The sequence below is a fragment of the Mesorhizobium sp. RSR380A genome, from assembly GCF_054719385.1.
The window spans coordinates 1,774,113-1,786,284 of record NZ_JBTTIB010000001.1; the positions used below are offsets into that span (position 1 = coordinate 1,774,113).

The following is a 12,172-nucleotide window of genomic DNA, read 5'->3' on the forward strand; positions in this document are numbered from 1 at the left end:
TTTTTGCTTGGCGAAACCCGTAGACGTTTTGCCAACCGGAGTGTCGATGGTCGCCTGGAAACAGATCGTTTTTGCGCTTGTGATCCTGGTCGCGGCTGTCCTCGCCTGGGCGCGATTCTTCCCGGGCGCGCCGGAGGTTCTGGCACGCTGGGGCATCGACTGGACCTATGCTTCGGCGCCCGCCACAACCGGCGCGGTCGACACGACGAAACAGGCAGGCGGTCGCAACGCTGCCGGCCGGCCGGCAAATGTCGTTGCCTTGCCGGCGGGCACGGCCACCATCAACGATCGCCTGCAGGCGATCGGCACCGGCCGCGCCAATGCCTCGGTGACGGTCAACCCGTACAGCTCCGGCCGGCTGGTTGAATTCCTCGTCCAGTCCGGTACCCGCGTCGACAAGGGGCAGATCATCGCTGTTCTCGATTCCGAGACCGAGGTGATCTCGCAGGATCGTGCCAAGCTCGCCTTGCAGGATGCCCAGGACAAGCTCGAGCGGGTGAAATCATTGAGGGCCTCCAACGCCGCGACCCCGGTCGCCGTCGCCGATGCCCAAGTGGTGCTGGCCGGCGCCAAACTGGCGCTGCAGGATGCCGAACTCGCCTTGCAGCGTCGTTCGATCGTCGCCCCTATCGCCGGCACGGTCGGCATCCTGCCGATATCGGCCGGCAATTACGTCACCAGCCAGTCGGCGATCGCCACGCTTGACGACCGCTCCTCCATCCTGGTCGATTTCCTGGTGCCCGAGCGCTTCGCCGCCGCCGTCAAGGTCGGCGCGCAACTGTCGGCGACGCCGATCGCCAATCCGAGCAAGGCCTATACCGGCACTGTGTCGGCCATCGACAACCACATCGACGAAAAGAGCCGCACCCTGCTGGTCAAGGCTGCAATCGCCAATCCGGCGGATTCGCTGCGCGCCGGCATGTCGTTCGGCATCACCATGCGCTTCCCCGGCGACACCTATCCGGCCGTCAGCCCGCTGGCAATCCTGTGGGGTTCCGACGGCGCCTATGTCTGGCAGATCGAGGACGGCAAGGCCAGGCGCGTTCCCGTGCGCATCATCCAGCGCAACACCGAGACGGTGCTGATCGACGCCGAGATCGAGGATGGCGACATGGTTGTGACCGAGGGCACCCAGAGCGTCAGCGAAGGCGGCGCGGTCCGCATCGCCGGCCAGGATCAGCGGGCCGCGGACGCGGCCGAAGGCTCATGACCGCGCCTGTCAGCACCGCCAGCGAAACCGGCTTCACCGCTCTCTTCATCCGCAGGCCGGTCATGGCCTTCGTGCTGAACACGCTGATCGCAGTGGCCGGCCTTGCCGCTTTCTACGGCGTCGAAATCCGCGAACTGCCCGATGTCGACCGCGCCGTGGTCACCGTGTCGACGGCCTTCGAGGGTGCCGCCGCCGAAACCGTCGACCGTGAACTGACCGACACCATCGAGGGCGCGGTCGCCCGCGTCTCCGGCGTCAAGTCGATCTCGTCGACCTCTTCCTTCGGCCAGAGCCGCGTCACCATCGAGTTCAACGATGGCGTCGATTTGAACGTCGCCGCTTCCGACGTGCGCGACGCGGTCGGCCGTGTCGCCAACATGATACCGGAGACCGCCGATCCGCCGCGCATCGTCAAGGCCGATGCCAATTCCGATGCCGTGATGCGACTGGCCGTCACCTCCGACACCATGTCGGTGCAGGACATGACGGTGATCGTCCAGGACCAGATCGAGGACGAACTGGCTGCCGTGCCTGGCGTCGCCGACGTTCAGGTCTATGGCGACCGCGACAAGATCTTCCGCATCGATGTCGACCAGAACAAGCTCGCCAGCCTCGGCTTCACTGTCGCCGATCTGAGGGCAGCGCTTGCCTCGGTCGCTTTCGATTCACCAGCCGGTTCGATCACCACCACCAACCAGGATCTCATCGTCCGCACCACGGCCGATGTGACGACGCCGGAAGAATTCGAAAACATCATCATCGGCGGCACGACGCGCATCCGCGACGTCGCCACCGTCACGCTCGGTCCCGACATCGGCCAGACCTCGTTGCGCTCCGACGGCAAGACCGGCATTGGCCTTGGCATCATCCGTCAGGCGGAATCGAACACGCTGGATATTTCCACCGGAGTGAAAGCAGCCGTCGCCAAGCTGCAGGAAAACCTGCCCAAGGGCATGTCGATCAAGATCACCAGCGACGACGCAGTCTTCGTCAACGGCGCCGTGCACGAGGTCGAGATCGCGCTCGGCCTGTCGATCTCCATGGTGCTGATCGTCATCTACATCTTCCTGCTCGACTGGCGCGCGACGCTGATCCCTGGTCTGTCAATGCCGGTCGCCATGATCGGCACCATCGCCGCCATCTATCTCGCAGGCTTCTCCATCAACATTCTGACGCTTCTGGCGCTGGTGCTGGCGACCGGCCTTGTCGTCGACGACGCCATCGTCGTTTTGGAAAACATCGTGCGACGGCGCAACGAAGGCATGGGGCCTCGTGCCGCCGCCGTGCTCGGCGCCCAAGAAGTGTTCTTCGCAGTCATCGCCACGACGCTGACGCTCGTTGCCGTTTTCGTGCCGATCTCCTTCCTGCCGGGACAGACCGGCGGCCTGTTTCGCGAATTCGGCTTCGTCCTCGCCATGTCGGTGCTGCTCTCCTGCGTGGTGGCGCTGACGCTGTGCCCGATGCTGGCCTCGCGCATGTTGACCGGCGCATCGCTCCACCATGAAGGCGGTCACGGCATTGGCGCGCGCGTCGGTGGCGCGCTGAACGCGGCCTACAAGCGCGCCTTGCATGCCTGCCTCGGCGCGCCGTGGATCGTGCTGCTGGTTGCGGTGCTGTTTGCGGGCGTCGCCTTCAGCCTGTTCGGCACCATCCGCCAGGAACTGACGCCGAGCGAGGACCGCGCCGTCGTGCTGTTGCGCATCAACGCGCCGCAAGGCGTCAGCCTCGATTACACCACGCAGCAGATGCAGAAGATCGAGCGGCTGATCCAGCCGCTGCGCGATTCCGGCGAGATCGTCTCGACCTTCGAAAACGCCGGCCAGAACGGCGCCTACAATTCCGGCTTCATGGTGATGACGCTGGCGCCGTGGGACGAGCGCACGCGCAGCCAGCAGGAGATCATGGCGCAGATAAGCCAGCTGACCCGGCAGGTGCCATCCGTGCGCATCTTCCCGGTGCAGGCCAATAGCCTCGGCATTCGCGGCGCCGGCAACGGCCTGCAATTCGCGCTGGTCGGCAACGACCGCAAGGCGCTCGGCGACGCGGCGGTGAAGATCATCGCCCGGATGCAGGCCGATCCGCGCTTCCAGACGCCGCGGCTTTCCATCGACCCGACGCAGCCGCAGCTGGCGGTGGCCATAGACCGCGAGCGCGCCTCCGATCTCGGCATCGACATATCAGGGCTCGCCAACACCTTGCAGGCGATGCTCGACGGCAACGATGTCGTCGATGTCTACATCGCCGACCGCAGCTATGGCGTGAAGCTGGTCTCGACCACCAACCCGATCAATGATCCGACCGATCTGGAAAACATCTTCCTGAAGACCGCCGACGGCCGCTTCGTGCCAATGTCGACCATCGCCACGCTGACCGAGCGCGCCGTGCCGCCGTCGCTGACCCGCGAACAGCAGCAGCCTTCGGTGGCGATCACCTCGAACCTGAACGGCAATTTCGCACTGGGTGACGCGCTCGGCGTTGCCGAGCAGATCGCCGCCCCGCTGCTGCCGCCGGGCAGCCGCGTCCTGCCGCTGGCCGAAGCCGCGACGCTCGGCGAGACCAACAGCGCCATGATCACCATTTTCGGCTTCGCGCTGGTCATCATCCTCCTGGTGCTTGCCGCCCAGTTCGAAAGCTTCGTCAGCGCCGTCATCATCATGGCGACGGTCCCGCTCGGCCTTGCCTGCGCAATCTTTGCGCTGCTTTTGTCAGGCACCAGCCTCAATGCCTACAGCCAGATCGGCCTCGTGCTTCTGGTCGGCGTCATGGCCAAGAACGGCATCCTCATCGTCGAATTCGCCAACCAGCTGCGCGACCGCGGCCTCGGCGTGCGCGAGGCGATCGAGCAGGCCTCGATCATCCGCCTGCGGCCGGTGATGATGACGATGATCTGCACCATCCTCGGCGGGGTCCCGCTGGTGCTGGCCGCCGGCGCCGGTGCCGAAGCGCGCATCGCGCTCGGCTGGGTCATCGTCGGCGGGCTGGGTCTCGCCACCGTCTCGACGCTGTTCCTGACCCCGGTCGCCTACCTCCTGCTCGGCCGCTTCGTGACGCCGAAGGCGCATGAGGAAGCGAGGCTGAAGCGGGAGCTTGAGGAAGCGGCGTACGCCAATGTCGAGCCGGCGGAGTAGCTCCGCTTACCCTCCCCCTTGTGGGGAGGGTCGGACCGCGGGTCCGGGGTGGGGGTGCAGCGCCAACTAACGTCGGTCCAGCGCTCCCGCGAATAACAGAGGTGGAGCCAAGACCCCCACCCCGACGAACGAGCAAAATTGCTCTTTCGTCGACCCTCCCCACAAGGGGGAGGGTAGAAAGTCACGGCCTAATAAACACCTTCCCGTTCGGCTTGGCCAGCTCCGCCGGGGCCTTCGCCATCGCCTCATCCAGCGGTAGCACCGCCGTCACGTCGGTTGACCAGCGCCCATCCGAAAAGCGCTTCTGTGCTTCCATGATCGCCGGGCCGCGCTTGTCGCGGAACTGGCGCATCCATTCGACCAGCCAGAAGCCTTCAATGTGCTTTTGTTGGAAGATCATCTGGCCGGGCTCACGGATGACAGTGGTGTCCGGATCGAGCCGTCCATAGATGATCCAGCGCGAGCGCTTCGGCATGGCGTCGAAGATCGCCGAGGCCACCGGCCCGGTCACGGCATCGAGGAAGATGCGCGGCTGCTCGGCCTTGACCACATCGCGTAGTGCTGCCTTGAAATCCGGCGCCTTCTCGTTGAGCACATGGGCAGCCCCGATCTCCTTCAACAGCGGAATCTGCTCGTCGCGGCGCACGGTGACGATCGGCCGGAACCCAGCCTCCTTGGCGAGACCCGCGATCAGCTTGCAAAGCTGGCTGGCGCCGGCGGTCATGATGAAGGCTTTTTCGCCCGTCTGCTTGACGATGTCGAACATGGCGAGCGCCGTGAGCGGGTTGACGATCATCGCCGCGCCATCCTCGTCGCGGACCGTGTCGAGCAGCGGAATGCAGCCGGCAGCTTCGGCAACTGCATAGTCCGCCCACGCGCCCCAATTGGTGACGCCGGTGGTGAAGGCGATGCGCTTGCCGATCAGGCTTTTCGCATAGGGCTCGTCGCCGCTGGCAACGACCGTGCCGACACCCTCGAAGCCGGCCGGCTGGCCCTTGGCGCGCGGCTGACCGTACTGGCCCTTGATGAACATGACGTCGGACGGGTTGATCGAGGCGAGGCTGACCTTGATCAGCACCTGGCTCGGTCCGGGCGTCGGCACGCCGATGCTGCCCAGCGTGAGATACGGCTCCATCGCCTCCAGCACGCTGCCGGAGGGCGTCCTGGTGTAGCCGTCGCCGATCAGCAGCAGTGCTCTCATGTCTGAAGGTATCGCCATGGCGGGGCTCCTCAACGTTTGAGGATGAGCTTGCCGGATGCGCCACGGCCAAGCACGCGCGTCAGCACGGCGGCGGCATCGGCCAGCGGATAAGTGCCTTCGATGACCGGCCAAACCTTGCCGGCGAGATGCCAGCCGACCAGTTCCTTCAGATTGTCGGCATGGACGAGCTGGCCGAGCGGCGCGAAATCGCGGGCGATAATGGCCTTCATCCGCTCAGACCTTTTCCTGCGTGTATTTCCTGAGCTCCGTACGCGCCACCTGCCGGCGGTGCACGGCGTCCGGCCCGTCGGCGAGGCGCAGGGTTCGCAGATGCGTCCATGAGCGTGCCAGCGGCGTGTCCTGGCTGATGCCTTGCGCCCCGAACATCTGCACGGCCTCGTCGGTGACCTTGAGCGCGACGCGCGGTGCGATGACCTTGATCTGGCTGATCCAGGGCGCGGCTGCGCGCGCATCGCCTTGGTCGATCATCCACGCCGCCTTGAGGCAGAGCAGCCGCGCCATCTCGATCTCCATGCGGCATTCGGCGATGATGTCGAAATTGGCGCCGAGCTTGGCCAAGGGCTGGCCGAAGGCCTCGCGGCGCACCGAGCGCTGGCACAGCAGCTCCAGCGCCATTTCGGCCTGGCCGATGGCGCGCATGCAATGGTGGATGCGGCCGGGGCCAAGCCGCCCCTGGGCGATCTCGAACCCCCTGCCCTCGCCGAGGATCAGGTTTCCGGTCGGCACCCTGACATTGTCGAAGCGAAGATGCATGTGGCCATGCGGCGCGTCGTCGTCGCCATAGACCTGCATCGGCCGCAGCTTGGTCACGCCCTTGGTGCCGGACGGCACCAGGATCATCGAATGGCGGCGGTGCTGCGTCTCGGCTTCGCCGGTGCGAACCATGACAATGTAGATGGCGCAGCGCGGGTCCCCGGCCCCCGACGCCCACCATTTCTCGCCGTTGAGTACATAGTCGCCGCCTTGCTTTTCGCAGCGCATGGCGATGTTGGTGGCGTCGGAGGAGGCGACATCCGGCTCCGTCATCAGATAGGCCGAGCGGATTTTCCCCTCGAGCAGCGGCGCCAGCCATGCCTGCTTGTGGTCCTCCGAGCCATAGCGCTCCAGCACCTCCATATTGCCGGTGTCGGGCGCTGAGCAATTGAAGGTCTCCGCGCCGAGATGCGCCTTGCCCATCTCCTCGGCCAGATAGGCATATTCGACGGTTGACAGCCCATAGCCGCGCTCGGAGCCGGTCAGCCAGAAATTCCACAGGCCGCGATCCTTGGCCGTTTTCTTCAACCCTTCGAGGATTTCGGTCTGCCGCGCGGTATAGACCCAGCGGTCGCCGCCCTTGCCGACCTCGCTCAAAAACTCATGATCGAGCGGCATGATCTCGTCGCGCACCATAGCGGCGACGCGGGCGTGGATCGGCTTCAGCCGCTCGGTCATGCCGAGATTGATGTCCGCCATCGGTCTCCAACCCTTTCACGCATCCAGGCACTTTACCCGTGGCAAGGATGACCGTACTTCGGTTAGCCTTGTCAACGCGAGCCCTTTCGCCCCGGACCGTGAGCAGAAAGGCGCGGAGGAATTGCGATGAGCTATCTGGAAGAACTGTTCTCAGTCGCGGGTAAGACCGCGCTGGTAACGGGAGCCGCGACCGGCATCGGCCGCATGGTTGCGACCGCTTTGGTCCAGGCCGGCGCTACCGTGATGATCGCCTCGCGCAAGGGCAAGGATTGCATCAAGGTCGCCGCTGAGTTGAACGGGCTCGGCGGCTCCGGCAGTGCCGAAGGTTTCGCCGGTGACGTCTCGAGCGAAGCCGGCATTGCCGCGCTGGTCAGCGAGGTCAAGGCGCGCACCGAGAAGCTGCACATTCTGGTCAACAATGCCGGCATATCCTGGGGTGCCTCCCTGGAGGATTTTCCCTATAGCGGCTGGGCCAAGGTGTTCGCCGTCAACGTCACCGCCGTCTTCCATCTGACGCGCGAATTGCTGCCGCTGCTGGAAGCCGCCGCGAGCGATGCCGATCCGGCCCGCGTCATCAATCTGGGCTCGGTGATGGGCACGCAGCCGCTGGCCGACGACGCCTATTCCTATACCGCGTCCAAAGGCGCCGTTCACCACCTGACGCGCACGCTGGCGATCGAGCTCGCGGCGCGGCGCATCACCGTCAACGCCTTCGCGCCCGGCCCCTTCCAGAGCCGGATGACCGCCTTTGCCACCGGCACCGAAGAAAAGGCCAGACATGTCGGCAGCCATGTGCCGATCGGACGTATCGGCGTGGCGGATGACATCGGCGGCGCAACGCTCTATTTGTGCAGCCGCGCCGGCTCCTATGTCACCGGCGCCATCCTGCCGATCGACGGCGGGCAGTCGGTGCAGCATGGGCTGACACTGTTCAAGGAATGAGCCGCGGTCGGCGGCAAGGGGAGGACACCGCAGTGGAACCGATCAGTCTCGATGTGCTTCTGGCCAACGTCGGCAAGGAAGTCGGCGTCTCGCCATGGCGCGAGGTCACACAGACCATGATCGACCAGTTCGCCGACGCCACCGACGACCACCAGTTCATCCATTGCGACCCCGAGCGGGCCAAAAACGAGACGCCGTTCGGCGGCACCATCGCGCATGGCTTCCTGTCGTTGTCGCTGCTCTCGGCGATGACCTTCGAGACCATGCCGCCGCTGGAAAAGGGCAAGATGGGCGTCAACCACGGTTTCGATTCGCTGCGCTTCCTGGCGCCGGTGAAGACCGGCGCGCGCATCCGCACCCGCTTCGTGCTGGCCGACGTCAAGGTCAGGCCGTCGGGCTGGGTGCAGACGGCGCATGACGTGACCATCGAGATCGAAGGCTCGAAGAAGCCGGCGCTGACCGCGCGCTGGCTGACGCTGACGCTGATCGAGCGTGAGCCGGAGACCGCATGAGCGACGCCAATACGCTCGACCAGACAGCGCTAGCCCCTTACCTCGAGGCGCACATCCCTGGTTTTGCACGGCTTTCCGCAATCGAAAAATTCAAATCCGGCCAGTCGAACCCGACCTATCTGCTGACCGCGGCCAGCGGCCGCTATGTCCTGCGCGCCAAGCCGCCGGGCCAGTTGCTGAAATCGGCGCATCAGGTCGACCGCGAATTCACGGTCATGAAGGCGCTGGCCGGCACCGCCGTGCCGGTGCCGGCGATGCTGCATCTGTCGGCGGAGGCGACGCCGATCGGCCGCATGTTCTACGTCATGGATTTTCTCGACGGCCGCATCTTCTGGGATCCGGCAGTGCCGGAGGCCGCTGGCAACGATGAGCGCGCCGCCCTCTACGATGCCATGAACGCCACCCTGGCCGCCCTGCACGACGTCGATGTCGAGGCGGTCGGGCTCGGCGATTTCGGCAAACCCGGCAATTACTTCGAACGCCAGCTGGCACGCTGGACCAGCCAGTACCGCGCCTCGGAGACCGGCACGGTCGCCGACATGGACCTGCTGATCGCGTGGCTGGAGACGCATATTCCGGCCGATGACGGCCGAAAATCTCTCGTGCATGGCGACTACCGGCTGGACAACATGATCTTCGCGCACAATGAGCCGAAAGTGCTGGCCGTGCTCGACTGGGAACTGTCGACACTCGGCGATCCCTTCGCCGACATCGCCTATCAATGCATGCAATGGCGCCTGCCGCACGCCTCGGGCTTTCGCGGTCTTGGCGGCGTCGACCGCGCCGCCCTCGGCCTTCCTTCCGAGGACGCGTACGTCGCCGCCTATTGCCGGCGGCGCGGGCTGGGCGGCATCGACAATTGGAGCTTCTTCCTCGCCTTCTCCTTCTTCCGCTTGGCGGCCATCTGTCAGGGCGTCTACAAACGGGCGCTCGACGGCAACGCCTCCAATCCCGAAAAGGCCAGGACCTATGGCGAAGCGGTGAAGCTGCTGTCGCACCTTGCCGCCAAGCTGATCGACCGAACCTGAGTAGACAATGAGATAGTGTGGTCGGCGCGATTTGATGACAGATCGGATCAGTTCCGTTCCCCGACCGGGGAGCAAGCCCACACGGAGGCGGTGGCAACCGGCCTGGAAACAGGACGCAAACCGATCACCGTCTGTAGACAGAGCATGATGCCGAAAAGTGTGAAGCGGTTTTCGGACGACATCATGCTCTATCTATTTGATTTAGAGCCGGATTCAGATTCAGGTCAATTCGACCTGAAATCATCCGGCTCTAGCGCGCATCGCTGGAAATGAACTTCATGTGCCGGCTGACTTGCAGGGCGATGTAGACGACCAGCGAGCATCCGATCGGAAACACGATCTCAATGAGGCCGGTGGCGACAGCCTGCGGCAATGCCAGCGCAATGTCCTTGGCTGCGGCGGTCTCGATCGTCAGCGCCGTGATCCCGCCGCCGAACACCGCGCCGGCCAAGGCACCCGCCAGCATGAAATGCAGCGAGCGAGGTTTTTCCTTGGATGCCAGCGAAGCCAGCATCCAGCCCAGCAAGCCATACTCGATCGCCCGCAACATACCGAGCGTGGTGAGCGACAGGATCACGGGCTTTGCCGATACATCAAGCGCGCTCACCATCACCTTTTGCGTACCTTTGGCGATGCCCATGGCCAGCGGCCCCGAGATCATGGCGATAAGGCCGCCAAGCGAGGCTCGCACCTTGGTGATCGCCGTGCCGAGGCTGACGCCGGCGCAGACGAAGAATGACCAGGTCACGCCTTGCGCCAAGTCGATCAGAACCTGGGTTGGCGCCGGGTGCGAACCTGCCGCAAATCCGGCAGTCAGAATAAGCGCTTCCATGGCGAAGCCGATTGCGATCGCCAGCCATGCGACTATCACGACTCGCCTGAGCGCCAGCCTGGCGCCATGAGAAAGTGGATGTGCGCCCGGCAGCCCGGACGAAAGCTCTATCGCAGCCATAGAGGCCCCCCAAAACCGAAATTTCTTGCAGAGCCGCCAGATAGGCTTTGTTTGTAACGGTCCGATGTTGCCTGCGAGCGCCCATGTTACACATGCTGTGACATAGATGCTGGCGAAATAGACCAGAACGGACACGACTATTCGAGAGAAAGCTTGAGGTCGCTTTTTGATGTCCCTGGCAGCGCCCTTGCCCGTTTCCGTACAGCGTATATATTTAGCCATGCACAACCAACCAAAGGCACCGGGTCTTGCCACTGAGCGTCCAGAAACGCCGCGAAAAACAAAAAGCCGAACTGCGTTCCGAATTGCTCGACGCAGCCCACAAGCTCGTCAAGGAAGAAGGCTATGAAGGGCTGACCATCCGCAAGTTGGCCAAGCGGGTCGGCTATGCTCCGATGTCGGTCTATTCCTACTTCGCCGACAAGCAGGACATCCTGTTTGCGCTGGCCGAGGATGCCTTCGAAACACTTGCCCGCCGCATCGAGGAGCATCCTTCCGACGATCCGATCGAGGCCTTGCGTGCGGTGATGACCGAATATGCTGCCTTCGGGCTCGGCAATCCCAACGAATACCGCACCGTGTTCATGACCGAAAAGACCAAGCTGCCGGAAGGCAGAAGCTATGAGGACATGGAAGAGGCCAACCCGGCGATGAAAGCGCTGATATCCAGGGTCGAGGCCTGCGTTGCCGCAGGCAAGCTGCAGGGCGATCCGCGCGCCATCGCCACCATGCTTTGGGCAGTCGGCCACGGCACCATCTCGCTTTTGATCACGTTCCCGTTCTACCCCTTCGGGGATCCGCAGGCTTTCGTGACGCGGATGTGCGATTTCACACTCGCCACGCTCAGCACTCAGAATGTGCCGCCGCTGACCGAGACCCCGGTCGACTGCTGAGCATCCCCGCCCCTCCAATTCAACGTCCGGCCTGACAGCTTCGGCTGTGTCAGTGCGCCGCAATTTTCGGCGTTCAAAAAGATTTTTCGTACGCGTACGTTTTCCGACTTGAAAACCCATCTCGGTGGGCGTATGTGTACGTTGTATCGTACATGTACGAAAAGAATTTAACCGATGGAGACAGACATGAACAAGACCCTTCTCGCTCTCGCCACCGTGCTGGCTCTCTCCAGCTCGGCTTTCGCCGCCAACAACACACACTCGACCAAGCAGGCCCCCGCCGCCACCTGCGTCGACACCACGACCAATGCCAAGCTCGATTGCGCCGTGACCGGCTCGGTCGAAAAGTCCGACGTCAAGGCCAAGAGCCCGCGTCTCGGCATCGAGATCAACCCATGGATCGTGCCGAGCACGTTCTAAGTTGATCGGGCTCGACCACAGCACAACGATTAATTTAAGGGCGGCAGGATAATCCCGGCCGCCCGTTTTTTCCTCAGCGCCCCCATTTTCTCAGCGCAAGCTGGGCTTCTCCGAGTTCAAACCTGGCGTAGCCGAACGGTTATTTCTTGCGCGGTTTGCGACCCGGCGCCGTCTTGGCCTTGCCGGGTCTTGCCGGCGCGCCTGGGATGGCGGTCGAGGTGATCGACAACGGATCGCTGGCCGGAAACGTGTCCTCGAGGCCTTCCTCGAGTTCCTCTTCGGCAGTCACCTCGTGATGCTGCTCATGTTCGAGTGAGCGCACGGCGGACGTCTTGCCAGCTGACTTCGGCGGCGCTTTCGACGGCATCGTATGTTCTCCCTGATGGGGGAAGCAGAACGGCTTGACCCGTCAA

Annotated in this window: 12 protein-coding genes; 7 read left to right on the forward strand and 5 right to left on the reverse strand. The window is 63.9% G+C overall.

Features of this window, described 5'->3' with window-relative positions; translation table 11 throughout:
- Nucleotides 1-46 precede the first annotated feature (46 nt).
- Nucleotides 47-1,210, forward strand: a complete 1,164-nt coding sequence (locus ACYG9Z_RS08545) for an efflux RND transporter periplasmic adaptor subunit (protein WP_023751351.1) — start codon at nt 47-49, stop codon at nt 1,208-1,210.
- Entirely contained in the window at nt 1,207-4,338 is a 3,132-nt protein-coding gene (locus ACYG9Z_RS08550; RefSeq protein ID WP_023671158.1) for an efflux RND transporter permease subunit, read from the forward strand. The genes ACYG9Z_RS08545 and ACYG9Z_RS08550 overlap by 4 nt, the downstream gene beginning before the upstream one ends.
- 181 nt (nt 4,339-4,519) lie before the next feature.
- On the opposite strand, the gene ACYG9Z_RS08555 is transcribed toward ACYG9Z_RS08550, so the two are convergent.
- The 3 genes from ACYG9Z_RS08555 to ACYG9Z_RS08565 are packed head-to-tail and all read right to left on the reverse strand — an operon-like array spanning nt 4,520 to nt 7,012.
- Nucleotides 4,520-5,557 carry a zinc-binding dehydrogenase gene (locus ACYG9Z_RS08555; protein WP_023686449.1) on the reverse strand — a complete coding sequence of 346 codons (1,038 nt, stop codon included), beginning with the start codon at nt 5,555-5,557 and terminating at the stop codon, nt 4,520-4,522.
- 11 nt (nt 5,558-5,568) lie between these two features.
- Nucleotides 5,569-5,871 carry a zinc-binding dehydrogenase gene (locus ACYG9Z_RS08560; protein WP_084558271.1) on the reverse strand — a complete coding sequence of 101 codons (303 nt, stop codon included), beginning with the start codon at nt 5,869-5,871 and terminating at the stop codon, nt 5,569-5,571.
- Nucleotides 5,774-7,012: an acyl-CoA dehydrogenase family protein gene (locus ACYG9Z_RS08565; RefSeq protein ID WP_023751352.1), complete on the reverse strand. Its 1,239-nt coding sequence runs from the start codon at nt 7,010-7,012 to the stop codon at nt 5,774-5,776. The genes ACYG9Z_RS08560 and ACYG9Z_RS08565 overlap by 98 nt, the downstream gene beginning before the upstream one ends.
- 126 nt (nt 7,013-7,138) lie before the next feature.
- On the opposite strand from ACYG9Z_RS08565, the gene ACYG9Z_RS08570 reads away from it, so the two are divergent.
- The 3 genes from ACYG9Z_RS08570 to ACYG9Z_RS08580 are packed head-to-tail and all read left to right on the forward strand — an operon-like array spanning nt 7,139 to nt 9,494.
- Nucleotides 7,139-7,954, forward strand: a complete 816-nt coding sequence (locus ACYG9Z_RS08570) for an SDR family oxidoreductase (protein ID WP_023695624.1) — start codon at nt 7,139-7,141, stop codon at nt 7,952-7,954.
- Nucleotides 7,951-8,466, forward strand: coding sequence for a MaoC family dehydratase (locus tag ACYG9Z_RS08575; protein WP_280938669.1), 516 nt, complete (start codon nt 7,951-7,953; stop codon nt 8,464-8,466). The genes ACYG9Z_RS08570 and ACYG9Z_RS08575 overlap by 4 nt, the downstream gene beginning before the upstream one ends.
- Nucleotides 8,463-9,494 (forward strand): phosphotransferase family protein, encoded by a 1,032-nt coding sequence (locus tag ACYG9Z_RS08580; protein WP_023728438.1) that lies wholly within the window; start codon nt 8,463-8,465, stop codon nt 9,492-9,494. Before ACYG9Z_RS08575 ends, ACYG9Z_RS08580 begins: the two co-directional genes overlap by 4 nt.
- A 250-nt stretch (nt 9,495-9,744) precedes the next feature.
- Here ACYG9Z_RS08580 and ACYG9Z_RS08585 read toward each other — a convergent pair whose 3' ends face one another.
- Nucleotides 9,745-10,701, reverse strand: coding sequence for a hypothetical protein (locus ACYG9Z_RS08585; RefSeq protein WP_156931481.1), 957 nt, complete (start codon nt 10,699-10,701; stop codon nt 9,745-9,747).
- On the opposite strand from ACYG9Z_RS08585, the gene ACYG9Z_RS08590 reads away from it, so the two are divergent.
- Together ACYG9Z_RS08590 and ACYG9Z_RS08595 are read left to right on the forward strand one after the other, a co-directional pair.
- The gene (locus tag ACYG9Z_RS08590; RefSeq protein WP_023671149.1) at nt 10,695-11,339 is read left to right on the forward strand and encodes a TetR/AcrR family transcriptional regulator; all 645 of its coding nucleotides are present in this window, start codon (nt 10,695-10,697) and stop codon (nt 11,337-11,339) included. The genes ACYG9Z_RS08585 and ACYG9Z_RS08590 overlap by 7 nt on opposite strands.
- Nucleotides 11,340-11,525: 186 nt before the next feature.
- A complete protein-coding gene (locus ACYG9Z_RS08595) occupies nt 11,526-11,759 on the forward strand; it encodes a DUF680 domain-containing protein (RefSeq protein ID WP_023751354.1) in 234 nt (77 codons plus the stop codon).
- A 139-nt stretch (nt 11,760-11,898) separates the two neighbouring features.
- Here the strand turns inward: ACYG9Z_RS08595 and ACYG9Z_RS08600 are convergent, their stop codons facing one another.
- Nucleotides 11,899-12,126: a hypothetical protein gene (locus tag ACYG9Z_RS08600; RefSeq protein WP_023683199.1), complete on the reverse strand. Its 228-nt coding sequence runs from the start codon at nt 12,124-12,126 to the stop codon at nt 11,899-11,901.
- Between the last annotated feature and the right edge of the window lie 46 nt (nt 12,127-12,172).